The sequence below is a fragment of the Roseibium sp. genome (genome assembly GCF_965229775.1).
Classification (GTDB): domain Bacteria; phylum Pseudomonadota; class Alphaproteobacteria; order Rhizobiales; family Stappiaceae; genus Roseibium.
In genome coordinates this window covers 305486-330368 of sequence record NZ_OZ245929.1, presented here as the reverse complement: position 1 = coordinate 330368, position 24883 = coordinate 305486, and the positions used below count along the sequence as shown (strand labels likewise).

Sequence of the window (24883 nt, the reverse complement as noted above, 5' to 3'; positions counted from 1 at the left end):
GATGACACTCGTCATTACGAGCACCTGTATTGACGTCAAGGACGGCATATGCACAACAGTGTGCCCGGTCGACTGTATCTATGAAGGCGAGCGGATGTTCTACATCCACCCGACCGAATGCATCGAGTGCGGCATGTGCGAGAGCATCTGCCCCGTTGATGCGATACGGTATGCCGACGAGGTCGAGGAGGCGCAGCACGCTTTTCTTGCCATAAACGATGCAGCGTTTCGTGACGGCGCCGACACCCTTCTGGAACCGGGCGGGTGGTCGAAAGGTGACGAGCCGCTCAAGGACCCACCCGGGCTGGCGACGCTGGCCGAACACTATCTCAGAAAGGGCGCGCGTTGATGCAAGGCGTTGTTGCAGCCGTTCCAACCCCGGTCGACCGGTCATTCACTCCCGTCAAGGATCTGTTCCTCGAGCACTGCGATTGGGTGCTGAGAAACGGCTGTGACGGGATCAATGTCCTGGGGTCGACCGGTGAAGCCAATTCGTTTGATGCCGCTTCCCGGCGCGATGTGATGACCTGGGCGGCAAATGCGTTTGCCAAGGAAAAGCTGATGGTCGGAACGGGGACACCGTCCCTGAGGGAAACGATTGCGCTGACCGAACACGCGGACGATCTGGGCTACCCGGTGGCACTGGTTCTGCCGCCCTACTACTACAAGCCCGCAACACCGTCGGGCCTGAAAAGCTGGTATCTGGCGCTTCACGATGCCCTGGGGTCGCGCGGCATCAGGATCTATTTCTACAATTTTCCGCAGATGACCGGGATCACCATCCCGGTCGACGTCATTTCCGATCTTGCCGCCATCGCGCCTGACCGATTTGCCGGGATCAAGGATTCGTCCGGCGACCTGGATTATTGCCGGTCCATCGTTGCAGCGTCTCCGTCCCTGAGCGTTTTTCCGAGTTCCGAAACCGCCCTGCAGACGGCCGTCAAAGACGGCTTCGCCGGATGCATATCCGCCACATTGAACCACACGGCACCGTTGGCCGGGGAGATCTGGTCCAACCGGGACGCGCCTGTGCCGGCAGCTTGCGGGGAGATCGCACGGCTGAGGAGTTTGATGGCCGGACCGACGCTGATCTCCGGGATCAAGTTTCTTGTCGGGGAAAGGACGGGGAACACGGAATGGCGCCGTGTGCTGCCGCCTTTCCTGACGCTTCCCGAAGAGGCCGGAGCGGCCTTGAAGCAGAGCCTGGCACAGGACTGAAACCATGGCGGAAGAAGACACCTGGACCCGGCGTTTCATGGCGCTCTGCGATCATATCTCGGCGTGGTCCGAGGATCGCGATTTCCAGGTGGGCTGCGTCATTGTCTCTCCCGAGGGGCACGAGATCAGGTCGACCGGATATAACGGCCTGGCGCGCGGGGTCTCTTCTTCCGACCCGGCAAGGTTCGACCGTCCGAGCGGCGAAAAGTTCTTCTGGTTCGAGCACGCGGAACGCAATGCGATCTACAATGCAGCGCGCGCGGGCGCCCGGCTGGAAGGGTGCACGCTCTACGTCAACCGGTTTCCCTGCGCGGATTGCGGACGTGCCATCATTCAATCCGGTATCCGGAAAATCGTTGCTCCCCCGATACCGGAAGCAGACGGGGCACTCGATTACAGTTTCAAGGTTTCCCGGCAGATGCTGCGCGAAGCCGGCGTTGCGGTGGCCGAGTTCACGTAGACTTCCGGCGATCATGTCGCGGGCCGACAGGCGCGCGCTTTAGCGAGAGTGCCGCTTCGCCGGTGCTCGTGCAGGTATCCGACTCCCGATTTTCCCCGGCAGATCAAAGAACTGCGGCTCGGCACAAGCCCTTGGTGCCGTATGTGCGGATCCGTGTGGCCGCATCATTCGGCAGCAGGGACTGGCCGGTTTCCGCGCGCCGCTTTCGACATTCTTTTTTGAGTGCTTGACCGTTTGCACTCATTCTGCAATATTTTTCACTAACGCATTTTTTTGCAGTCTTCGAGTGGTGGAATGGCGATCGACGCAAAAACCAATCCCGATGTCGCGGCACGCGCAGCGTGGCTGCATTTTGTCGGCGGACTTACACAAGGTGAGGTCGCACGCCATCTGAACGTGACCAACACCCGGGCGCACCGGTTGATCGCGCGGGCGCAGGCCGACGGCCTTGTGCAGATTTTCGTCGATGTTGAAGCAACCGAATGCGTGATGCTGGAACGGCAGCTGATGGAGCGCTTCGGTCTCAAGTTCTGCCGGGTGGCGATGGAAATTCCCGAGAGCGGCCCGATGCCGCTCCGCTCGCTTGCGACCGTCGGCGCGCAGTACCTGATGGAGGTGTCAGGCGGCAGCCGGCACAAGACGATCGGGCTCGGCAACGGCCGGACCCTGACGGCTTCGGTCAACGCCATGGGGCGCGACCCGGTGGTGGGGAAGCAATTCGTGTCTGTGCTCGGCGGGCTCACGCGCTCCTTTGCCGCTAACCCCTATGACGTGATTTATCGCCTCGCCCAGAAAACGGGGGCAGAGGCCCACCTTCTGCCGGCACCACTTTATGCGAACACGGCGGAGGACAAGGCTGTGATGATGAAGCAGTTCGGCATCGCCGACACAATGTCCCTGATCGACGAGGCCTCGCTTGTGGTGCTGGGCGTCGGCAGCCTCGATCCGGACTCGGGCAGCATCATCGACACGGCGATCGATGATCTCAACAGGACGAGAGAACTCCGCGAAAGCGGAGCTGTCGCGGAACTGCTCGGCCAGTTCTTCGACATTGACGGGCAGCAGATCGAAACGGAGTTCGACCAACGGGTCATGGCACCGCCGATCGAAAGCCTGAAAGGACGCGAAGTGACCGCGATTGCCGGAGGAGCAAACAAGGTCAAAGCGATCACCGCTGCACTCAAGAACGGTCATCTGACCGGTCTGTTGACTGACGAGGTAACTGCAAAGGCGCTTGTAGAAGATCACCAATGACGCGACGAGCCTGAATTCACTAGGGAGGAAATACAGATGTACGAAAAGGAAAAAGATGCCATAGGAGCGTTCCTGCGCGGTGAAATGGATCGCAGAGCTCTTATTCGACGTCTCGGCGGACTTGGCATGACCGCGGCCTCCGCGGGCACGCTCTACAACATGATGGCGACCAGCGCACTTGCCGCCGACTTCGACTGGCAGAAGCACAAGGGCAAAAGCGTCAAGCTTCTCCTGAACAAGCATCCCTACACGGATGCGATGATCGCAAACCTGCCGGCGTTCAAGGACCTGACCGGCATGGATGTCTCCTACGACATCTTCCCGGAAGACGTCTATTTCGACAAGGTCACGGCGGCCCTGTCCTCGCGTTCCAGCGAGTATGACGCCTTCATGACCGGCGCCTACATGACCTGGACCTACGGCCCGGCGGGCTGGATCGTCGATCACAATGAATGGCTGAACGATGCTTCGAAAACAAATCCCAACTACAATTGGGCGGACATGCTGGAAGGCGTGCGCAAGTCCTGTGCCTGGAACGGCGTGCCCGGTGGCGAACTCGGCTCCGCCGATGCCAAGCAGTGGTGCATCCCCTGGGGGTATGAGCAGAACAACATCACGTTCAATGCGGCCATGTTCGAAAAGGCCGGCGTCAAGGTGCCGACGAATCTCGATGAAATGCTGGAGGCAGCTGCCGCCGTGCAGGCGGGCAATGACGGCGTCTACGGTGTCGGTGTGCGCGGGTCGCGGTCCTGGGCGACGATTCACCCGGGCTTCCTGTCCGCCTATGCCAATTTCGGCGAGTCGGATCTGAGCAACGACGGCGGCAAGCTCAGCGCGGCGATGAACACGGCCGGATCGAAGGAGTTCCATGCCAAGTGGGTCAAGATGATCCAGGAAAGCGGTGCAAGCGACTGGTCGACCCATACCTGGTATCAGGTCGGAACCGATCTGGGCGCCGGCAAGTCGGCAATGATCTTCGACGCTGACATTCTCGGCTACTTCATGAATGGCGGCGAAAACGCAATGGCAGGCCAACTGGCTTTCGCACCGTTCGCGGCGAACCCGGCAGCGTCGGCACCGACTCCCAACATCTGGATCTGGTCGCTCGCCATGTCGAAGTTCTCCAAGGATCTCGATGCCACATGGTACTTTATGCAGTGGGCATCCGGACCGGAGCACGGACTTTTCGGCGCAACGGAAATGGACTTCGTCAATCCCGTCCGCAAGTCGGTCTGGGACAGCGACGTGTTCCGCGAGCGGCTGAACAAGAACTATCCGGGATACGTGGAAATGCATGACGTGTCCGCGCCCGGGGCGTCGATCAAGTTTACGGCGCAGCCGCTGTTCTTCGACCTGACCACGGAATGGGCAGCCACGTTGCAGCGCATGGTTGCCAACGAGGTTCCGGTCGATGAAGGCCTTGATCAGCTTGCTGAGAGCATGAACTCCCAGCTCACCGAAGCTGGACTGAGATAGGCCGCAGCCTGCGGCATGTGCGGTACCCAACGCCGCACATGCCGTCCTGAGCCGACATACAAAGACAATCCAGACCCGGTGTTTCCATGACCGACACCTTGACGACCCGGCGGCGTCAGCTGATCTCGCCCAGGGCACTCCCCTATGTTCTGAGCCTTCCAGCGCTCCTCGTGTGCATCGGGATCCTGATCCCGTTCGTGACGGCGATCTATTATTCGCTTCAGCGCTACCGGATGTCCCAGCCCTGGAACCGGGGCATGAACTGGGGTGAGAACTACGTCAAATTCCTCACCGACTCCGATTTCTGGAACACGCTGAAAGTGTCTCTGGTCTATGCGGGCTCCACGGTGGTTCTGGAACTTCTGCTTGGACTGGCAATTGCGCTGCTCCTGAAGAAGCGAAGCACAGTCAACAATTTCATCTCCATCATGCTGCTCCTGCCGCTGATGACGGCACCCGCGCTTGCAGCCCTGATGTTCAAGCTGATGACCAACCCGAATTTCGGGATCCTCAGCTACTTCATGCAGGTGATCGGATTTGACGACTTCCGCTGGGGCTCGTCGCCGGACACGGCGCTGTTCACCGTGATCCTGGTCGATATCTGGGTCTACACGCCCTTCATGATGATCCTGCTGCTTGCCGGATTGCGATCGTTGCCCACCCAGCCCTTCGAGGCGGCGGCCCTGGACGGGGTGCCGCAGCTGGAACAGTTCTGGCGGATCACGCTGCCGATGCTGATGCCCTATATCCTGACGGCTGCCCTGTTCCGCCTGCTCGATTCCATTCAGCAGTTCGATATCATCTACGCAATGACGCAGGGCGGGCCGGGCGATACGCTCATGGTGTTCCAGGTCGAGGCCTATCTGAATTTCTTCCAGTCGACGAATGTCGGAAGATCGGCGGCGCTGCTTCTGATCCTGTGGGCGATCACCTACGTGCTGTCCAATATCTTCGTCAAGAACTGGCTCCGCTTGAGAGAGCGCGCAAAAGGGGGCGCGTGAAATGGATCATACTTCCTTCCTTGAACGCTGGTTCCGGCGCGCGGCACTTACGGTGATCATCATCTTCTTCATGTTCCCGATCTTCTGGATCGTGCTCATGAGCCTGCAGACCAACGAGACGATCCTGAGATCCCCGCCCTCCATGTCGTTCGCGCCGACACTGGACAACTATACGGCGATCCTCGCCGGGCGCCTGGATTCAAACGTCGCCAGCATGGGGATCGACTTCGTCAACAATCTCATGAACTCGATCATCCTGTCGGTCTGCTCCGTGGCGGTCGCCCTGGCGCTGGGCGTTCCCGCGGCCTATGCATTCGCGCGGCACAAGTTCCGGGGATCGGAAGACATTGCCTTCACGCTGCTGTCCTTCCGCTTCGCCCCGCCACTGCTGGTTCTGCTGCCGCTGACGCTCTATTTCCAGGAGATCGGTCTTGCGGACACCTATCTCGGGCTGGTCTGGGTCTACCAGTTGATCTGTCTGCCGCTGATCCTCTGGATCGTCAGGGGGTATTTCGAGGATATTTCGCCGGACATCGAATATGCCTACCGGATCGCGGGCCACAGCTGGTTCTCGACCTTCCGGAAGATTGCCCTGCCGCTTGCCGGTCCCGGTATCGCGGCCGCCGGACTGCTCGCCTTCATCTTTGCGTGGAACAATTTCATCTTCGCCCTGGTCCTTGCCTCGGCAGACAAGCAGCCGGTGACGGTCGGCGCCCTTGCCTTCGTGACGGCGTCGGGTATCCAGTACGGACAGATCGCGGCAGCCATCGTGCTGTCCATTGCGCCGACACTTGCGCTTGCGCTCTGGGCACAACGGTATCTTGTCGAAGGGCTTTCCCTCGGTGCGGTGAAGGGTTGATCTGAATGGGATTTCTTGAACTCACATCACTGACAAAAACCTTCGGTGCGGAAACCGTGCTCGACGGCGTGTCGCTGAGCGTGCCCGAGGGCGGGACCCTGGTGCTGTTCGGCAAGTCGGGCGCCGGCAAGACCGTGTTGCTAAGGAGTGTTGCCGGCGCGATCGAGCCGGACAGCGGTACCATCCTCATCGGTGGCGAGGATGTCACGGACGTTCCACCCGAATACCGCGGGATCGGCATGGCGTTTCAGAACTTCGCCCTCTTTCCCCACATGAGCGCCTACGACAACATTGCCAGTTCGCTGACCTCCAAGCGCATGTCCGCGTCGGAGATCCGCACGAAGGTGGAGGCGGTCGCGCAGCTGCTGAAGATCGAACATGTGCTTTCGCACGCACCCAAGGCGCTCTCGAATGGCCAGAAACAGCGGACCGCTCTGGCCCGCGCGCTGGTTTCCGAACCCAGGGTTCTTCTGCTCGACGATCCGCTGCGCAACGTGGATGCGAAACTGCGCTTCGAGATGCGCCTGGAGCTGCCCCGTCTTCTGGCCGATCGTGGTGCGACGATCATCTATGTCACGCAGGACTACAAGGAAGCCATGGCGCTCGGTGACCGGATCGCGGTTCTCGATCAGGGCAAGATCGTCCAGATCGGCTCGCCGGCCGACATCTACCGGCGGCCCGCCAACACGCAGATCGCACAGCTCTTCGGCGATCCCACGATCAATCTGCTCGATATCGTTCCGAAGGAAGACGACCGGGGCCTGCATGGTTTCATCTCCGACGAGAGGGTCGACTTCCACGGCCGGTTCCCCGGCGTCGCAGGCCGGGACTGCATTGTCGGCCTGAGGCCGGAAGCGTTGTCCTTCACCGAGACGGGCGGGTTTCCGGTCACCATCGAGGCGGTGACCCCCTTCAACGAAAAGACGGTTACCCTCGTCACGACCTTGCGCGGGCGGGAAATCCTTCTGTCGCAACCGGCGCAGGATCCGGTGCCGCCGGGGCCTGAGGTCAACCTCAGGATCGCGGCACAGGACGCCATCCTGTTCGATCGCGAGACAGGAAACAGGATCGCGCCGGAACCGGACGGCAACCGCGTGGAGGAGGCAGCATGAGCGCGCAACTCCATCTGAAATCGGTCAACAAGAAGTACAATCCGGGCACTGCGCATGAAGTGCATGCCGTGCAGGATCTCGACCTGGAGGTCCGGCGCGGCGAGATTGTCGCCCTGCTCGGATCGTCAGGCTGCGGCAAGACGTCGACATTGCGCATGATCGCCGGTTTCGAGGAAGTCAGTTCCGGCGAAGTCGATATCGACGGTCGCCGCATCGACCGTCTTGCACCCGCCAAACGCGGCGTTGCGATGGCCTTCGAGGGCTACTCGCTCTACCCGCCGCTTTCGATCCGCGAGAACATCGCGTTTGCGCTCAAATCGGAAAAACTGCCTCAGCCGGAAGTCAACACGCGGGTCGAGCAGATTGCCGCTCTCCTGGAAATCGACGACATCCTCGACAAGCATCCCAATGCAATCTCCGGCGGGCAACAGCAGAGGGTCAGCCTCGGACGCGCCCTCATCCGCCGTGCGGATCTTCATGTTCTTGACGAACCGATGGGACAGCTTGAACCGCAGCTGCGCGCGATCCTGCGCGGCCGTATCAAGCACTACATCAAGGAACACGAACTGACGGCCATCCTGGTCACCCATGACCAGACCGAGGCCAATGCACTTGCCGACCGGATTGCCGTCATGGAAGGCGGCGTACTGCAGCAGTTCGACACTCCCGAGAACCTGAAGAACAGGCCGGCCAACATCTTCACCGGCGCTTTCATTGGCGAACCGCCGATGAACCTTTTTGAAGCGACAGCACAGGTTGGTTCCGACCGGGTCGAGCTGCGTCTGTCACCGGACATCGTGCTGTCCTATCCTTCCTCTGCCTTTTCCAGCGATCTGCAGCACCGTATTCAGCAAGACCACGGGATCATGATCGGGATCCGGCCGCATTCGGTTCAATTGACCGAGGAGGGACTGCCCGCGGAGGTGTTCGCGAACCAGTGGCTCGGCGACCAGACGCATATTGCCGCGCGTTTCGCCGGCGGAAGCATCGTTTCGGTCGTGCATGATCTGGCGCTTCCCAAGCCCGGTGACCGGATCAGTGTCGCGATATCAGCCGACGATCTGCACATATTCGACACCAGGTCGGGTGACGCACTCAGCCACGGAGGGCAGCTGGCATGAGTGCAAAGGATCTCCTCATCGGGATCGATGCCGGGACGTCGGTTATCAAGGCGGTCGCCTTTGGGCTGGACGGACAGCAGATTGCACTGGCGAGCCGCCGGAATGAATATGTGAGCCTGCCGGACGGGGGCGTGGAGCAGGACATGAACCGCACCTGGGCCGATACCGCCCTCGTGCTGGCAGAGCTGGTCGAGCAGGTGCCGGATTGCGCGGCACGGTGCGCTGCCATCGGCGTCACAGGGCAAGGTGACGGCACATGGCTCATCGACCGGGAGGGCGAGCCGGTTCACGACGGCTGGCTCTGGCTTGATTCCCGCGCTGCCGCGACCTCGCGCCGGCTGGCGGAAATGCCACGCGGCCGTCTCATCTATGAGCGCACCGCGACCGGCATCAACGTGTGCCAGATGCGCACGCATCTGTGCTGGATGAAAGAGCATGCGCCCGAGCTCCTGAAAAAGAGCGCCAGTGCCCTTCATTGCAAGGACTGGCTCTACTTCAAGCTCACCGGTGTTCTGGCCGCGGACATTTCCGAGGGCGTGTTCACCTTCGGTGACTACAGGACGCGTGACTATGCGCCGGACGTGATTGAAAGCCTCGATCTGGCCGAGCACAGGGATCTGCTGCCGCCGATCATCGACGGCACGACCGTTTCGCATGGCCTGACCGCTGAGGCAGCGGTGAAGAGCGGTCTGCGCGCCGGAACGCCGGTCTGTCTCGGGCTGGTCGATGTCATGTGCAGCGCGCTCGGGGCGGGTCTCTATGATCCGGCGGTTTCGCCCGGCCTCACGATTCTCGGTTCCACCGGCATGCACATGCGCTTCGTGGGGGATGCCGACGCGGTGGTGCTAAACGAGGACATGTGCGGATACACGATGCCGTTTCCCGGCGGGGCATTCGCGCAAATGCAGACCAACATGGCCGCCACGCTGAATCTCGACTGGGCGCTCGGTCTCGCGGTGCAGGTGTTTCAATCGCAGAACCTGAGTGTGGAACCGGAACAGTTCCTGGCTTCCATGGACGATCTTGTCCTTGGCGCAACGCCAGGCGCAGCCTTCTTTCACCCCTATATTTCGTCAGCCGGCGAACGTGGGCCGTTCACCAATCCCGATGCGAGGGCGAGCTGGACCGGTCTCGATCAGGGGACGACATGGGCGGACATGCTGCGGGCCGTGTTCGACGGTCTCGTGCTTGCCGCCAGAGATTGCTACCAGACCATGGGCGATGTGCCGGGCGAGATCCGGATGACGGGGGGTGCCGCCAAGTCGAAGGCCTGCCGCTCGCTCCTTTCCGCCTGTCTCAATGCGCCGGTGCGCACGATTGCGCAGCCGGAGGCGGGGGCCGCAGGCGCGGCCATGATCGCTGCCGTTCAACAGGGTCTTTTCAGGAACGTGGCAAGCGCGGTGGACAGCTGGGTCACCCCGCTCCTGAACGACGCGATTCTTCCCGATGATGAACTGGTCCGGCTCTACGACACCCTTTTCAACGGTTATCTGGAAACGAGGCTTGCCCTGCCGAAGGCCTGGGATGCGCAGGCGCGGGCGAGACGGGAGCTGACCCAATGACGACTGTGGCGATCATAGGCGACCGGTTCATGGAGTCCTCGGTCTTCGAGAGGGAAATCCTCGCGTTGTGCGGTGACCGCGTCACCTGCAAGTGCCTGGATCTTGCGTGGCCAGACGAGCCGATGGAACACGGATACGCTTCTCCCGGCCTGGAGGGATTGAAGGAATACATGGGAACACCTGAAATGGTGCTTGAGCACGTGCAGGACGCACAGGTGCTGGTCACGCATCTGGCCCCCGTTTCCGTTGGTGTGCTGGAGGCGGCACCCAATCTCAAGCTCGTCGGGGTTTCCAGGGGCGGACCTGTCAACATCGCCATGAACGAAGCGCGGGAGAAAGGCGTCCTTGTCGTCAACACACCCGGACGGAACGCCTCGGCCGTCGCCGAATTCACCATCGGTGCGATCATTGCCGAAACGCGCAACATCACCAAGGGCCATGATGCCTTGCGCAAGGGCGACTACAGGGGCGATCTCTACCGTGCGGACATTGCCGGCAACGAACTCTCGGACATGTGTGTCGGCGTCATCGGCTACGGCAATGTCGGGACACGGGTGGTGAAGCTGCTGCGCGCGTTCGGGACGCGCGTCCTGGTCTCCGATCCCTATGTACAACTCTCCGTGGAGGACAGCCGCGACGGTGTCGAACAGGTCTCCCTTGAAACCCTTTTGAAGGAATCCGACGTCGTTACGCTGCACCCGCGGGTCACCAGGGAAACAACGGGAATGATCGGCGCAGAGGCGTTTGCGGCAATGAAGCCGGGGGCGGTCATCGTCAACACGGCCCGCGGCCCGCTGATGGACTACGACGCCCTGTTCGAGGCCCTGTCGAGCGGGCACCTGGGCGGTGCGATGCTGGAGACCTTTGCCGTGGAGCCGACCAGGCCCGACGATCCGCTGTTGCAGCTGCCCAACGTGACACTGACGCCGCATATCGCCGGGGCGTCGCGCAAGACCGTGAAGATTGCCGCGCAGAGGATTGCCGAAGAAGTGCGGCGCTGGATTTCGAACGAACCGCCGCTCAGTCCGTGTTGAGGCCTGAATGAACCTTGTGACGTCCGACCATACCAGATACGAGCCGCAGGGACGATCCGCCGATCGCCCCGTGGACCTGCTGGTCGTTGGCGGGGGGATCAATGGTGTGGGCGTCGCGCGCGATGCCGCCGGGCGCGGCTTGTCCGTCGTCCTTTGCGAAAAGGGGGATCTCGGCGAAGGCACGTCCTCAAGATCGGGAAAGTATATCCACGGCGGTTTGCGCTACCTGGAATATTACGAATTCAGGCTCGTGCGCGAGGCACTCAACGAGCGCGAGGTGGTTCTGGAGGCCGCGCCGCATCTTTCCTGGCCGCTGCAGCTGGTGCTGCCGCACAGTCCTGAGCAGCGGCCGCGATGGCTCATTCGCCTCGGACTGTTTCTTTACGACAATCTGGGCGGCCGGAAACGGGTGCCGCGCTCCTCCGCGCTCGATCTCAGACACAACATTGCCGGCGAAAGACTCAAGGACAAATACAAGAAGGGGTTCAGTTACTGGGACGTGTGGATCGATGATGCGCGTCTGGTTGTCCTGAACGCGGTGGATGCGGCCCGGCGCGGTGCGCAGGTGTTCACCAGAACCCCGTGCGTATCGGCGCGGCGGGAAGGGGATGTCTGGCGCGCGGAACTCAGAGGCGACCAGCCCGGCAGTCCGTCAACCGTCTATGCTAAGGCAATCTTCAACGCGGCCGGACCCTGGGTCGAAAAGGTCATCGGCGAGGTTGCGGGCGTGAATTCGCGCATGCGTGTGCGCCTGGTCAAGGGCAGCCACATCGTGCTGCCCAAGTGGTGGCAGGGCGATCACGGCTATGTTCTGCAGGCGCCCGACAAACGCCTCATCTTCGTCAATCCCTATTTCGACGACATGGCGCTGATCGGCACGACCGACATTCCCTTCGACGGCAAGGCCGAAGACGTCGCGATCGACAAGTCGGAAGTCGACTACCTGCTCGGAATTCTCGGCAACTATTTCGACCATACGTTCAACGCGGCCGACGTCCTGTTCGACTATTCGGGCGTCCGGCCGCTTTTCGACGACGATGCCAGCAAGAGCGCGTCCGCCGTGACACGCGACTATCAGTTCGAACTCGACGGCTCGCTTGACCCCGATGCAAAATCTCCGCCGCTTCTCTCCGCTTTCGGCGGGAAACTGACGACCTACCGGAAGCTGTCCGAGCACGCGTTGCAAATGCTCGGACCCTACTTTCCCGAGATGGCCGGAGCCTGGACCGCGGACACCCCGCTCCCGGGTGGCGATCTGCCGGACAAGCAGTTCGAGACCTGGTTCGCCGGGTTCAGCAAGCGCTACGGGTTCCTGCCCGAGGTGTTGCTGCGCCACCTGGGGCACTGTTACGGAACCGATGCCGTGCGGCTGCTGGACGGCGTCAACGCCCTGTCCGATCTCGGGCACCATTTCGGACACTGTTTCTTCGAACGCGAAGCTGTCTGGCTGATCGAAAACGAATGGGCCGTGAGCGCTGAAGACATTTTGCTCCGCCGCACGAAGCACGGGCTGTTCCTGACGCGGCAGGAAAAGTCGGATTTTGAAACCTGGTTGGAAAAGAGGCCGACACTTGATGAACCCGTTTCTAGAATTGCGGAATGATGCAGAGTTCGAAAGACTTCGATCGATCTCCGCCGAACTCGGCAAGGACCCTTTGCAGGTTCAGGGGCCAGGCGGCAACACGTCGTTAAAGCGGGACGGGCAGATGTGGATCAAGGCATCGGGCACGTGGCTGGCCGAAGCGGAAACACGCGACATCATGGTTCCGGTGTTCTCCGGCCGGTTCGTGGCCGCCCTGCAATCGGGAGACGAAGACGCCGGCGATACGGCGCGGTTTCTCGCCGACGTGGACGGAGCGCCGCAGCTGCGCTCGTCGATCGAAACCTCCGTGCATGCGCTGCTCGACAGTCCCGTCGTGCTGCACACGCATTGCGTGGCGACGATCGCGATCGCAATTCGCTCGGATGCCGAGGAGATTGTCCGGGACAAGCTTGCCGGTCTCGATGCGGTGTTCATCCCCTACGCGAAGCCTGGCCTCGATCTCGCGCAGGCGATCATGGCGCGGGCAACAGGCTCGACCAAAATCCTGATCCTCGGCAATCACGGCCTGGTCGCGACCGGACAAAGTGCCGGCGAGGCGCGGGACCGGCTGTTCGAGGTCTCCCGGCGGCTGGAGCCCGCTGCAGTCGACCATGCGGGCGAAGCGCAGGCGGCCTTTGTCCGCTCCCTGGAGGGAACGGGCTGGGTGCCGGCGCCCTTTGAAACGACGCAGGCGGTCGCGTTCGATGACGGCCTGCTCGAGATCGCGGATGGCAATTCCCTCTATCCCGACCACGTCGTGTTTCTCGGGCCGGGATGCGTGGTCGCAAGGGAAGGGGAAACGGTTGCCGAAGCGGCGCGCCGGGGATCGGCGGGGCGGTCGGAGCGGAAGCTCGTGATCTGTCCGGGCGAAGGGGTCGCCATTCCCGCGGACGCGAATGCCGCGACCTTGACACTGGTGCGTGCCTTTGGCGACGTGCTCGTGCGCGTTGCGCCGGGTTCGGATGTGACACGTCTGTCGGACCAGCAGGAGGATGAGCTGATCAACTGGGATGCGGAGAAGCTGCGCCAGGCCCTCAACACGAGCGATGGCGCAACAGCATGACACACTCTCTTGCGCTCGGGATCGATGTCGGCACGTCGGGTGTGCGCGTGGCCGCGCTCGGAGAGGACCTTGAGGTTGTCACGGTGACGAAGGCGGCCATGGATCTTTCCAGGGGGCCGAGAAATGACCCCGCCGTCTGGCTGGCGGCATTGTCGGAGGCGCTCTCCGGGATGTTCCAGGCCATCGATCCGGGCAGTGTCACGTCCATCTGTGTCGATGGGACCTCAGGCACCGTGCTCGCGCTGGATGATGCGGCCCGGCCTCTGGGGCATGCGTTGATGTACAACGACACCGTCGACGATCCGTCGATCCCGAAGGCAATCGCCGCTGTCGCTCCCCGGCAAAGCGCGGCTCACGGGGCCAGCTCCGCCCTTGCCCGCTGCATCTCATTGCAGACGAGGACCGGTGTCGCGCGCATTGCCCACCAGGCGGACTGGATCGCGGAACAACTGGCCGGGAAGCCCGTGCCGAGTGATGAAAGCAACGCGCTGAAAACGGGTTATGACCCGATCGCGAGGACCTGGCCTGACTGGATGCCGGCGACCGGGATGGACACCGCGCTTTTGCCGGATGTCGTCGCGACCGGGACGATGACCGGCGCCACGTGCGGTGCGTTCGGACTGCCGAAAGGCATCCCGATCGTTGCCGGTGTTTCCGATGGCTGTGCGTCGTTTCTTGCCACCGGTGCGTCGAGCCCCGGAGACGGCGTGACCGCACTCGGCACAACGCTGACGCTGAAACTGCTTTCCGACAAACCGATCTTTGCACCCGAATTCGGGATCTACAGTCATCGTATTGGAGATCAATGGCTTGCGGGTGGTGCCTCCAACAGCGGCGGCGAGGCGCTTGCGGCCCATTTTCCGCCTGACGAGATCGCTTCGTTGAGCGCGCGGATCGATCCCGAGGTCTCCACGGGACTGGACTACTATCCCTTGCCGCGCACCGGTGAGCGGTTTCCGGTCAATGACCCGGATCTTGAATCGCGTGTTGATCCGCGCCCGGAAACACGGGAAGAGTTCCTGAAGGGGCTGCTGGAGGGGATCGCGGCCATCGAGAAACTCGGATTTGAACGGCTGGCCGGACTGGGCGGCCCGAAACTGACGTCCATCCGGACCGTCGGCGGCGGCGCGTCCAACAGGACCTGGACACGCATGCGCACCCGAATGCTGAACACACCCGAGGCCCCGGTAGCGTCCGGCGAAGCGGCAGCGGGGTCCGCGCGCATTGCCTGGGGCTTTGTAAAGGATCGCGCATGACCCGCCGCATCTCTGGCCTGGGCGAGATCATCGAGGAATTTGACGGCATCCTCATCGATCAGTTCGGCGTTCTTCATGACGGAAAGGCGGTCTTTGCGGAGGCCTTGCCCTGTCTTCGAAGAGTTGCCGAGATAAACAAGCCGGTGGTCGCGATCACCAATTCGGGGCGGATGAAGGAGCCGAACAGACAGCGCCTCGACCGGTTCGGGTTCACCGAAGACCTGATCGGGGAGGTGATCACGTCGGGCATGGTCGCCCGCGCCCGGATCGCCGACATGCTTGCCTCCGGAGATCTTGCAACGGGAGACAGGGTATTGAACCTCACTCGCGAGAACGACACGACCGTGCTCGACGGGTTGGGACTTGTCCCGTCGGATGACCCCGGTGACGCCATCCGTCTTGTCCTCATTTCGGGTCTCAAACCGGAAGAGGTTTCCCGCGCATCCTATCGCGAGATGCTTGGTCCGCTGGCAAAAGCGGGTGTGCCCGCTATCTGTGCCAATCCGGATCACGTGGTCTATGCCGACGGCAAGGCAGCGTTCGGTCCCGGACGCGTTGCGCAGGATTACGAGGACGACGGCGGCAGCGTTACCTATGCCGGAAAGCCGGGTCCGGAGATTTTTCGAAAGTCCCTGGCGGTTCTCGGGGACCCCGATCCCGGGCGCGTGCTCATGATCGGCGACAGCCATCATCACGACATAGCCGGTGCGGCCGCGCTCGGCTGCCGGACGCTGCTGATCGCTGGAGGAGTCCAGGCGATGTCTCCGGCCGACGGCGTCCTGCCGGACTATTCCCTCGAAACGCTTCGTTTTTGAAACGTCGGTCAGGTGTCCGCGTATTCAGGCCGGTAACTCGCGAATTGCCGGGCAGAAAGGCACACCAGGCATCCTGCATTGACGGGTCGGGAATGACCGTTTCCCCTTCTTCGCTCATGGCCGCCGCTGCGGCATCGAGGGTTTCGAACCAGCCTGCTCCGGTGGCTGCGCTCATGGCCGCACCGAGAGAGGACGCTTCCAGGCTTTGCGAGATGTGGACCGGCAGGCCTGTTGCGTCGGCAAACATCCGGGTCCACAGGGGGCTGTTGCCGCCGCCGCCGACAGCGACGATCTTTTCGATCTTCAGGCCGTTGTCCTTCATGGCCGTGATCGCGCGCGCGCTTTCCAGCGTCATGGCTTCCAGAACCGCCCGGTAGAGATGACCAAGGCCGTGGTTCGGCGACAGGCCGTTGAAACTGGCACGCGCACCGGTGTCCCAGTGTGGATCCATGCAGCCGGTGAGGTAGGGGCAGACCGTGACGCCTTCCGAGCCGAGCGGTATGGTCGCGGCTTCCGCTTCCAGCCTTGAAAACACCGACGGGTCGTCGCGCCCGCCCGCGAAGGTGTCGACGAACCAGTTGATCAGGAAGGCGCCCGCGCGCTGGCATCCTTCCAGAAAATAGCCGTTGCCGGTTGGTGAAGTCATGGTGCGCCAGTTGAGGCTGATCATCGGATCGGGTGCCCAGGCCCCGGTAATGAGGGCGGTTCCGAGATTGAGATAGACGACACCCTCCCTGGCGGCGTTGACGCCGAGCCCCGCGCATTGGCCGTCGCCGCCGGCGGCGACCAGAGGCAAGCCTTCCGGCAGACCGGTGCTGGCCGCGGCCTCTGCCGTAACCGTGCCGGTGACCGTGCCCGGACGCGCAAGCGTTCCGAGCTGATCGGCGCGGATGCCCAGGTGAGCGAGGAAGTCTTCGGACCAGGTCATGCTTTCGATATCAAGCAGGCCGAAGGGATCGGCGCTCGTCCAGCTGGACATCCAGTTGCCGGTGAGACGTCCGGTCAGGAAACAATGAACGTCGGTGACCTTTGCGGCCCGTTCAAGGACCTCAGGCTGGTTGCGGCGGAACCAGGACAGCCTGTAGATCACGGGCGTGATATCGATCGGTTTTCCGGAAACGCGGTGCAGTTTCTCGGCTCCGATCTCGCGGCTCAGGAGATCGACCTCCGCGCGGGCGCGTTCGTCGAGCCAAAGCGCGGCGGGACGCAAGGCGTTTCCGTCGGCGTCGAGAAAGGCAACCGTCTCGCGCTGGTTGGAGATCGCAAGTGCGGCGACGCGGGACATGTCGATCTTGTCGCCAAGATCCTGCAAAGCCGTGCAGGCAGCGGACCACCAGTCCTCAACGTCCTGTTCGACCCAGCCGGGTTGCGGTTGGGACAGGGGAATGGACGCGCGCCCCTCGGCCACCGGTGTTCCGTTTCTTGTCCAGGCGACGGCCTTGGTCGATTGCGTGGAGCTGTCGAGCCCGATGACCAGATCCTGCGTCATGTTTTCTCCCTCAGCAACGCTTCGGCCGTCGACCTGTCCGTAACCAGATCGGTGACGTATCCGCCGGTCAGGCAGGCTTTCAGGGCCTGCAGTTTTTCAGTTCCGCCTGCAACGCAAATGCGCTCGGGAACGGCTTTCAGATCCTGAAGCTCCATTCCGATCTGCCGCCCGGACAGCGGCCCTTCGAGGGCGTCTCCCTGCGCGTCGATGAACCGGCCGATCACGATACCGGCGGCGCCGGCCTTCATGTAGTCCTCGGCGGAGGGCTGGATCAGGTTGTTGCCGTCCGCCCACCTGGTTTCGTCATTGAGTTCACCGACGCCGAAGACCACGGTGGTGCAGCTGTGAACGCGCTCGAAATGGCGTTTCAAGGAGGGCTCGCGCAGAAGCGCGGTGCGAAGGTCCGATGTGGTGACGACTGCCGGCGCGTGGAAGTTATGGCATTTCGCACCAAGACGGTTCGCGATGAAGAGCGTACAGGCTTCCGGCGACGTGACATCATCCCCGAGGGAGCTGCCCGAGACCTGCACAACACGCAGGCTCTCCTGATTTTTCTCCGGCAAGGCGTTTGCCAATTCCAGCATCGTCCGGCCCCACGCAACGCCAAGCGTCATGTCCTTGCGCAGCCGCGACAGGAGGATCTGGGCTCCGGCGATGCCAAGACGTTTTCGAAGCTGGGTTGGATCGCCGTCTTCTTCGCTGATCTCGGGGGCAATGAAGGCGCCCTTCAGGTTGAAGCGGGCCGCGAGCCGTTTGCTCAGCTCGGCCTGTTCCAGGAGACCGGGTGCCAGACTGATGGTGACAAGTCCGCGCCTGCGCGCATCCGCGAGGTAATTGGCAACCGATGCACGCGACACACCCAAGGCCTTGGCAACCTCCGCCTGGGTGCGCGACTCCGCATAGTAAAGCCAGGTCGCCCAGGCCGTCGTGTCCTCGACAAACCTGACATTTTCCTCGCCTGAACCGTCGCTTTTCCTGTCTGACATTGTTTCGCTTTCGCCTTTGCGATCCGTGAAGTTTGAAATTCGATTTGACAAATGTCAATAGATGCTGTCATTTGTCATTCGTGAGCTGAAAGGTTTTGCATGCCCTCAATAAGTCAACAGACTCCCTCTTTACCAGAGCGGCCGGAAAACGGTTGGATGGAGCATATTGAGGACGTGTATCTCGGCCGATGGGTGAACCCGGAAACCGGCGAGACCGGACCGCGGGCTCCGGTCGACAAGATCCTGATTTCCGAATCGATTGACGGAGCCGAGGCAGACCTCGTGCGCTCCGTGGGCATCGGCGATTCAACCGCGATGGTCGCCGATGCCAACACTTGGGATGCCGCAGGTTCAAGGATTGCGCATACCCTGAAAAGCGCCGGCATCACGGTCGGCGAAGTCCTGCTCGAAGGCAAACCGCACGCCACCGTTCACGCTGCTGATGAACTGGCGGTTCGGCTCCAGGATTTTTCGTCCGTCATTGCGGTGGGATCCGGCACGGTGAACGATCTCACCAAATATGTCACGGCCAAGGACGGCCGTCCCTACTGTGTTTTCGGCACGGCCGCCTCGATGGACGGCTATGCATCGACGACGGCGTCGATGGGTTTGCCGAGCGGGCTGAAAATCTCCTTGCCGGCCCATGCGCCCAAGGGGGTGTTCCTGGATCTCGGCGTGATTGCGGCCGCACCGAGCCGGATGGCGGCTGCAGGTTTCGGCGACTGTCTTTGCAACAGCGTCGCACGGATCGACTGGTGGATGTCGCACAAGCTGCTCGGAAGCCGGTTCTGGATGGAACCCTATCTGATCGGCGAACCGGACGCAGGCATGCTGGAAACCCATGCGTCCGGCCTGAAGCAGGGCGATGTCACGGCTGTCGGCTATCTTGTCCGGGCGCTTGTCCTGTCCGGTCTGGGCGTTGCCTTTACCAAAGTCTCCAACCATGGCTCGATGGGCGAGCACCAGATTTCCCACTATATCGACTGTTTCGCAGGTGACCGGCACACGGGAACGCTGCACGGCGAACAGGTCGGGGTCGCGACGCTGACCATGGGCCGTATCCAGGACTGGTTTCTGAACCAGGAACGGCCGCCGGAGATCCGGCCGACCCGCGTTGACGGCGAGGACATGGCGCGCCGGATGGGCCCCGAAATCGCCGCGCAATGCGAAGCGGAATACCGGAAGAAAGCGCTGGACGAGAACGGCGCGGCGCGGATCAACGAACGTCTGCAGGAGATCTGGCCGCAGCTGCGCGCGGAGTGCCGCAAGCTGGTCGATCCGGTCAGCAACATGACGGCGAAGCTCAACGAGGTTGGTGGCGCGACGAGCGGACGGGACCTCGGACTGCCCGCCGATTTCTACCGCGAAGCCGTCCGCCATGCGCACGAAATGCGGAACCGTTTCTCTTTCGCTGATCTGGCCTGCGATTCGGGCCTGCTGGACGAGTTTGCGGCGAGGGAGGTCTGAAACAATGCAGCCGATTGCCTCCATGCCCCGGGACACCGCAGCCACAATCCACACGGTTATGGCCGATATCGACGACACGCTCACGAATGACGGGCGTCTTCCGGCAAGCGCCTATGCGGCGCTTGAGAAGCTCAGGCACGCAGGTTTCAAGGTCGCGGCAATCACTGGCCGGCCAGCCGGATGGTGCGACATGATTGCCCGCTTCTGGCCCGTAGACGGCGTGGTCGGGGAGAACGGCGCTTTCTACTACGCCTATGACAGCGCTGCGCGACAGATGCGGCGGGTCTTTGCGGCAAACGACGTCGTCAGGCGCAACAACAAGCTGCGCTACGAGCAGATTGCGGCACGCATCCTGAGGGAAGTGCCCGGGGCAGCGGTATCGGCGGATCAGGCGTTTCGCGAGGCGGACCTCGCCATCGATTTCTGCGAAGACGTGCCTGCGCTTGAGCGTGAGGACGTTGATCGCATCAAGGCCATTTTCGAAGAGGAGGGCGCGGTGGCGAAGGTGTCCTCGATCCATGTGAACGGATGGTACGGCAGCTACGACAAGCTGACCATGACGCGCAGGTTTGCGCGCGACGTTCTGAACCTGGACCTGGACGCGGAGAAGGACAGGATTGTCTTTTGCGGCGACAGCCCGAACGACGCGCCGATGTTCGGCTTCTTTCCGAATGCCTGCGGCGTGGCGAACGTCCTGGACTTCAAGGGCCGGATCGACGCGGAACCCGGCTGGATCACGACCGGGCGGGGTGGTGAAGGATTTGCAGAGCTTGCGAACGCCCTGATCGCAGCAAGAAACGTTTCAGACAGGAGAATGAGCGCATGAAGAAGGCCGAACTGGCACTGCGCGAGGACATCATTGCCCGTTGCCGGGAAATGAATTCCAGCGGTATCAACCAGGGAACCTCCGGGAACATCTCGGTCCGGTACGAAGACCGGATGCTGATTTCTCCCTCGGCGACACCCTATGACCAGATGACGCCCGACATGATCGCGTCGGTCGGCCTTGAGGACACGAGCGGCCGCTACGAAGGGCCGCTGAAACCGTCGACCGAGTGGCGTTTTCACCAGAAGCTGCTGCGCGGCCGTCCCGATGCCGGTGCGGTCGTTCATGCGCATCCGACCTACTGCACGACGCTGGCAATCGCGCGCAAGGAGATCCCCTCCTGCCACTACATGATCGCCGCGTTCGGCGGAAACAACGTCCGCTGTGCGGGCTATGCGACATTCGGTTCGGAAGAACTGTCCGAACTTGCCATCGACGCCATGACCGACAGGACGGCCTGCCTGCTTGCAAATCACGGCATGATCGCGATCGGCGAGAATCTCGCCAAGGCGATGTGGCGCGCGATCGAGCTGGAGACCATCGCAAAGCAGTATTACCTCAGTCTTTCGATCGGCGGTTCGGTGCTCCTGAGCGACGCGGCCATCGATGACACGCATCGCGGTTTCGCCGGCTACGGCCTGCAGGACGATGCCGGAAAAGAGACGCCGAAACCCAAACGCCGTGCCGCGAAAAAACCGGCTGCGAAAACGGCGGCGGCAAAGAAACCAGCGGCAAAGGCGGCATCCGCAAAGAAACCTGCGGCAAAAGCCGAGGCGGCGGCAGAACCGGCTGCGAAGCCGGCAGCGGCCAGGAAGCCCGCGGCAAAAGCGGCGGCTGCCAGAAAGCCTGCGGCAAAAGCGGCGGCCACCCGGAAGCCGCCGGCGAGGAAGAAGTAACAGCGCCAAATTGATGGGAGGATCGGCATGGCGTTCGTAAGAACCAGAGGATTGCAAGGCTACATCACCGGCGACAGCCCGGTGCCGTGGCTTGCGCCGCTGGTCGCCATGCTCGTGGTCTTCACGATCTATCCGCTGTTCTACAACATCTGGCTTTCGTTCCATGAATATGCGCCGTTCAAGCGTCGGCTCGTTTATGTCGGCACGGAGAACTGGAGCACTCTGGTCAACGATCCGCGTTTCTGGGAAGCGCTGTCGGTGACCTTCACCTATTTCTTCGTGCTTCTGGCGATCCAGGTCGTCCTGGGGATGATCATCGCGCTGCTGCTGGATTCCGACGAACCCGGCTTCGGATTGCTGCGCGGCCTGCTCACCCTCACGCTGGTCATTCCGCCGGCGATCACGGGCATGATGTTTCTTCTCATGGAAGATCCCGAGTTCGGCGTGCTCACCTATCTGCTGGAATCCCTCGGGATCCTGACCGGTCAGGACCCGATCCTGGCGACAAGTTCGACGGCGCTGGCGGGCGTGATGCTTGCCGACATCTGGCAATGGACGCCGTTCATGGTGCTGATCTTTCTCGCCGGGCTGAGATCGCTGCCCCAGGAGCCTTATGAAGCCGCCATGCTGGACGGCGCGTCCGCGTTCCAGACGTTCCGCCGGATCACGCTGCCGATGATGTCCAAGGTGATCGCGGTCGCCGTCCTGATCCGCGGCATCGATCTGTTCAGGGCGTTCGACTACATGTTCGTGATGACGTCCGGCGGTCCGGGAACGTCGACCTACACGCTGTCGCTCTATGCCTGGCAGCAGACCTTCAGTTTCATCAAATGGGGATACGGGGCGACGCTGAGCCTTGTCAGTCTCGTGCTGATCCTCGTGATCGCCAACCTGTTCATCTGGATAGCGAAGGTGCGCTGGTGATTGTCGAGAGCAAATATCGGCGCTACTCGCGCATGGCTGCCGCGTGGCTGATCACCGCGCTGTTCGTGTTCCCGCTCTATTACTGGGGAACCACGGCCTTCAAGGAAGCCAAGGAGATCTTTTCGGTCCCGCCGACCGTCTGGTCTTTCACGCCGACGCTACGCAATTTCGAGGAGGTGTTCGGCATTTCCTTCGGCTTCCTGCGCCAGCAGGAGGTTCTGCCCGGTGGCGGCAATTTTTACATGGCGCCGCGCCTGTGGGATTCCATCGTCGTTGCCGTGTTTTCAACCGCGCTGGCGATCGCGATATCGACCTTCGCCGCCTATGCGCTCAGCCGGATGGACTTTCGCGGACGCCACCACTTCGTCGCCTGGGTCCTGTCGACCCGCATGATGCCGCCCGTCGCGGTCGCGATCCCGATGTTCTTCATCTACAAGGACATCGGCCTGATGGATTCCTATACCGGGATCATCCTGATCCACGCGCTGATGAACCTGCCGCTCGCGGTTCTGCTGCTGAAAAGTTTCTTCGACGACATTCCGCGGGAGATCGACGAGAGCGCCATTGTCGACGGTGCAAGCCGCTGGAAGATCTTCCGCCGTATCATCCTGCCGATGGCCAAGGGCGGCATCGCGGCGACCGCGGTCCTTTGTTTCATCTTTTCCTGGACGGAATTCATTTTCGTCCTGACCCTGACGCAGACCGGGCTGAAAACCGTGCCGGTCGTGTCGTCGAGCTTCGTCACATCCACAGGCACCGCCTGGGGCAACATGGCAGCCTTGGGAGTGGCTGCGATGGCTCCGGCGTTCCTCTTCATCCTGCTGGTCCAGAAACAGCTGGTCCGCGGGCTGACACTCGGTTCCCTCAAGCAATAGGAGCAACACAAAGTCTTCAGGAGACCATCTTTCACGTATCACGGGAGGAGTTAGTCATGAGAGATACAGACAGGAAACAATATCGCGCCAATCTGGTGGACGCCTTTGTCAACCGGCGCATGGGGCGGCGGGATTTCATGCGAAATGCCGGCCTGCTCGGATTGAGCGCTGCCGCCTTCGGTGCGGGTATGCGCCGGCCCTTCGGTCTGGGTTCGATGCCACTGGCCAATGCTGCCGATGACCTTCGGCCATCCGACGAGGTCCTGAAATGGGTGAAGGATGTGTCCGGACCGTTCAAGGGAACGACGCTCAAGCTTGCGACGGAATCCACACCGCCGTCGAACGCGATCAACAGCCAGCTCAAGAAGTATTTCGAAGAAGCCTCCGGAATGACGGTCGAAATCGAAGTGCTGCCGCTTGAGCAGGTTCTTCAGAAAATGACGCTGGACATCGCGTCGCAGCTCGGCACCTACGATCTCTACTATATCGACCAGAGCTGGGCGGCGTCGGTGAGCCAGGATGTCTTCGATCCGCGCGAGCAGATCGAGAACAAGCCCGACCTCGCGATGCCGAACTACAATATCGACGACTTCCTGCCGGCGCTTGTCGACGGTATCGCGAAGTATGAGGATCGCTGGGTTGGCGTCCCGTACGATATTCCGATCTTCATCATGATGTACCGGAAGGACATCTGGGAAGAAATGGGTTTCGAAGCGCCGTCGTCCCTGGAAGAATACTACCAGCAGGCCAAGGCGATCACCGATGCCAAGGGACCGGATCTCTACGGTTCCACGGGTCAGATGAAATCCGGCCACTACAGTCTTGAATGCGACTGGACGGCATGGCTCTGGGGCCATGGCGGGTCGATTTTCAACGCGGACGGCAAGTTCTCGGGCAACGACGAATACGGCCTGGAAGCGATGGACTACTGGACCAAGCTCTGGAAGACCATGCCTCCGGGCGTGACGGGCTGGACCTGGGACGGCCAGGGGCAATCCGTTGCCCAGGGCGTCGCCGCGTCGATGATGAGCTGGGGCGAATTCTTCCCCTATTTCGACGACCCGTCGGCCACGAAGGTGTCCGGTCTCATGGAAGCCGTCCGCTGTCCGCCTCCAATGCGGGCGCTGCGTACGGTCGACCAGACCGGGTTTGGCGAGATCCCGGGTGTCGGACACCAGGGCGGCTCGTCGCTCGCGGTTTCGAAAAACTCCAAGAATCCGGACGCCGCCTGGATTTTCATGCAGTGGGCGACAAGCTACGACACACAGGTGCTGATCACGGCCCTGGGTGGCGGTACCGGGCCGACTCGCAAAAGCGTCTACGACGATCCGCGCATCATCGCCAACAACCGCGTCGGACCGGGCACCACCCGGCACCTCAACGTTGTGCGCGACACGATCGCGATGGACATGGGGTCGGAACCGGATCTGCCGCAATGGGCGGAACTGTCCAACGACACGATCCCGGTCCGGCTCGGCAAGTATTTTGCCGGCGACTACGGCTCGCCGAAGGAAGCAATGGACGACATTGCGGTGTCCGTCGACAAGATCGTCTCGGGCTAACCGTTTTTCGCAAACGAGAACAGGGAAGGGTGGCAACACCCTTCC

The 24883-nt window shown here is 61.8% G+C and carries 22 protein-coding genes and 1 pseudogene; 21 read left to right on the top strand and 2 right to left on the bottom strand.

The genetic code is table 11. From position 1 onward, the window contains the following. The first annotated feature begins 1 nt into the window (after nucleotide 1). The 15 genes and pseudogenes from ACO07N_RS01460 to ACO07N_RS01390 all read left to right on the top strand — a co-directional run. Nucleotides 2–349 carry a 4Fe-4S dicluster domain-containing protein gene (locus ACO07N_RS01460; RefSeq protein ID WP_421979318.1) on the top strand — a complete coding sequence of 116 codons (348 nt, stop codon included), beginning with the start codon at nucleotides 2–4 and terminating at the stop codon, nucleotides 347–349. Further along, nucleotides 349–1218: a dihydrodipicolinate synthase family protein gene (locus ACO07N_RS01455; protein WP_421979317.1), complete on the top strand. Its 870-nt coding sequence runs from the start codon at nucleotides 349–351 to the stop codon at nucleotides 1216–1218. Before ACO07N_RS01460 ends, ACO07N_RS01455 begins: the two co-directional genes overlap by 1 nt. Nucleotides 1219–1222: 4 nt before the next feature. After that, nucleotides 1223–1678 (top strand): deoxycytidylate deaminase, encoded by a 456-nt coding sequence (locus tag ACO07N_RS01450; RefSeq protein WP_421979316.1) that lies wholly within the window; start codon nucleotides 1223–1225, stop codon nucleotides 1676–1678. Nucleotides 1679–1972: 294 nt separating this feature from the next. After that, on the top strand, nucleotides 1973–2932 hold the full coding sequence (locus ACO07N_RS01445; protein WP_421979315.1) for a sugar-binding transcriptional regulator: 960 nt from the start codon (nucleotides 1973–1975) through the stop codon (nucleotides 2930–2932). 36 nt (nucleotides 2933–2968) lie between these two features. Then, the gene (locus ACO07N_RS01440; RefSeq protein WP_421979314.1) at nucleotides 2969–4408 is read left to right on the top strand and encodes an extracellular solute-binding protein; all 1440 of its coding nucleotides are present in this window, start codon (nucleotides 2969–2971) and stop codon (nucleotides 4406–4408) included. Between the two features lie 86 nt (nucleotides 4409–4494). Next, on the top strand, nucleotides 4495–5409 hold the full coding sequence (locus ACO07N_RS01435) for a sugar ABC transporter permease (protein ID WP_319383642.1): 915 nt from the start codon (nucleotides 4495–4497) through the stop codon (nucleotides 5407–5409). Nucleotide 5410: 1 nt separating this feature from the next. Further along, nucleotides 5411–6268 (top strand): carbohydrate ABC transporter permease, encoded by an 858-nt coding sequence (locus ACO07N_RS01430; RefSeq protein WP_306141582.1) that lies wholly within the window; start codon nucleotides 5411–5413, stop codon nucleotides 6266–6268. 5 nt (nucleotides 6269–6273) lie between these two features. Beyond that, nucleotides 6274–7380, top strand: a complete 1107-nt coding sequence (locus ACO07N_RS01425; RefSeq protein WP_421979313.1) for an ABC transporter ATP-binding protein — start codon at nucleotides 6274–6276, stop codon at nucleotides 7378–7380. Next, nucleotides 7377–8501, top strand: coding sequence for an ABC transporter ATP-binding protein (locus ACO07N_RS01420; RefSeq protein ID WP_421979312.1), 1125 nt, complete (start codon nucleotides 7377–7379; stop codon nucleotides 8499–8501). The genes ACO07N_RS01425 and ACO07N_RS01420 overlap by 4 nt, the downstream gene beginning before the upstream one ends. Beyond that, complete coding sequence (locus tag ACO07N_RS01415) at nucleotides 8498–10063, top strand: FGGY family carbohydrate kinase (RefSeq protein ID WP_421979311.1); 1566 nt, start codon at nucleotides 8498–8500, stop codon at nucleotides 10061–10063. The genes ACO07N_RS01420 and ACO07N_RS01415 overlap by 4 nt, the downstream gene beginning before the upstream one ends. Next, on the top strand, nucleotides 10060–11097 hold the full coding sequence (locus tag ACO07N_RS01410) for a 2-hydroxyacid dehydrogenase (RefSeq protein ID WP_421979310.1): 1038 nt from the start codon (nucleotides 10060–10062) through the stop codon (nucleotides 11095–11097). The genes ACO07N_RS01415 and ACO07N_RS01410 overlap by 4 nt, the downstream gene beginning before the upstream one ends. A 7-nt stretch (nucleotides 11098–11104) precedes the next feature. After that, nucleotides 11105–12700, top strand: coding sequence for a glycerol-3-phosphate dehydrogenase (locus ACO07N_RS01405; protein ID WP_421979309.1), 1596 nt, complete (start codon nucleotides 11105–11107; stop codon nucleotides 12698–12700). Then, the gene (locus ACO07N_RS01400; RefSeq protein WP_421979308.1) at nucleotides 12672–13742 is read left to right on the top strand and encodes a class II aldolase/adducin family protein; all 1071 of its coding nucleotides are present in this window, start codon (nucleotides 12672–12674) and stop codon (nucleotides 13740–13742) included. Before ACO07N_RS01405 ends, ACO07N_RS01400 begins: the two co-directional genes overlap by 29 nt. Then, on the top strand, nucleotides 13739–14998 hold the full coding sequence (locus ACO07N_RS01395) for an FGGY-family carbohydrate kinase (protein ID WP_421979307.1): 1260 nt from the start codon (nucleotides 13739–13741) through the stop codon (nucleotides 14996–14998). The genes ACO07N_RS01400 and ACO07N_RS01395 overlap by 4 nt, the downstream gene beginning before the upstream one ends. Continuing rightward, nucleotides 14995–15738 (top strand): annotated as a pseudogene (locus ACO07N_RS01390) (TIGR01459 family HAD-type hydrolase); the annotation flags it as partial. The gene ACO07N_RS01395 and the pseudogene ACO07N_RS01390, both read left to right, overlap by 4 nt. Here the strand turns inward: ACO07N_RS01390 and ACO07N_RS01385 are convergent. Both ACO07N_RS01385 and ACO07N_RS01380 read right to left on the bottom strand, forming a co-directional pair. Further along, nucleotides 15668–17302, bottom strand: a complete 1635-nt coding sequence (locus ACO07N_RS01385) for a xylulokinase (protein WP_421979306.1) — start codon at nucleotides 17300–17302, stop codon at nucleotides 15668–15670. The pseudogene ACO07N_RS01390 and the gene ACO07N_RS01385 overlap by 71 nt on opposite strands. Next, the gene (locus tag ACO07N_RS01380; protein WP_421979305.1) at nucleotides 17299–18288 is read right to left on the bottom strand and encodes a sugar-binding transcriptional regulator; all 990 of its coding nucleotides are present in this window, start codon (nucleotides 18286–18288) and stop codon (nucleotides 17299–17301) included. The genes ACO07N_RS01385 and ACO07N_RS01380 overlap by 4 nt, the downstream gene beginning before the upstream one ends. Before the next feature lie 156 nt (nucleotides 18289–18444). On the opposite strand from ACO07N_RS01380, the gene ACO07N_RS01375 reads away from it, so the two are divergent. Genes ACO07N_RS01375 through ACO07N_RS01350 form a run of 6 tightly spaced genes read left to right on the top strand, consistent with a single transcriptional unit; the run spans nucleotide 18445 to nucleotide 24838 of the window. Next, on the top strand, nucleotides 18445–19755 hold the full coding sequence (locus ACO07N_RS01375; protein WP_421979304.1) for an iron-containing alcohol dehydrogenase: 1311 nt from the start codon (nucleotides 18445–18447) through the stop codon (nucleotides 19753–19755). A 4-nt stretch (nucleotides 19756–19759) separates the two neighbouring features. Then, nucleotides 19760–20581 (top strand): HAD-IIB family hydrolase, encoded by an 822-nt coding sequence (locus tag ACO07N_RS01370; RefSeq protein ID WP_421979303.1) that lies wholly within the window; start codon nucleotides 19760–19762, stop codon nucleotides 20579–20581. Then, complete coding sequence (locus ACO07N_RS01365; RefSeq protein ID WP_421979302.1) at nucleotides 20578–21477, top strand: class II aldolase/adducin family protein; 900 nt, start codon at nucleotides 20578–20580, stop codon at nucleotides 21475–21477. The genes ACO07N_RS01370 and ACO07N_RS01365 overlap by 4 nt, the downstream gene beginning before the upstream one ends. Before the next feature lie 27 nt (nucleotides 21478–21504). Continuing rightward, complete coding sequence (locus ACO07N_RS01360) at nucleotides 21505–22401, top strand: carbohydrate ABC transporter permease (RefSeq protein WP_421979301.1); 897 nt, start codon at nucleotides 21505–21507, stop codon at nucleotides 22399–22401. Next, nucleotides 22398–23276: a carbohydrate ABC transporter permease gene (locus ACO07N_RS01355; protein ID WP_306141568.1), complete on the top strand. Its 879-nt coding sequence runs from the start codon at nucleotides 22398–22400 to the stop codon at nucleotides 23274–23276. The genes ACO07N_RS01360 and ACO07N_RS01355 overlap by 4 nt, the downstream gene beginning before the upstream one ends. A gap of 56 nt (nucleotides 23277–23332) precedes the next feature. Next, complete coding sequence (locus tag ACO07N_RS01350) at nucleotides 23333–24838, top strand: ABC transporter substrate-binding protein (protein ID WP_421979300.1); 1506 nt, start codon at nucleotides 23333–23335, stop codon at nucleotides 24836–24838. The last annotated feature ends 45 nt before the right edge of the window (nucleotides 24839–24883 follow it).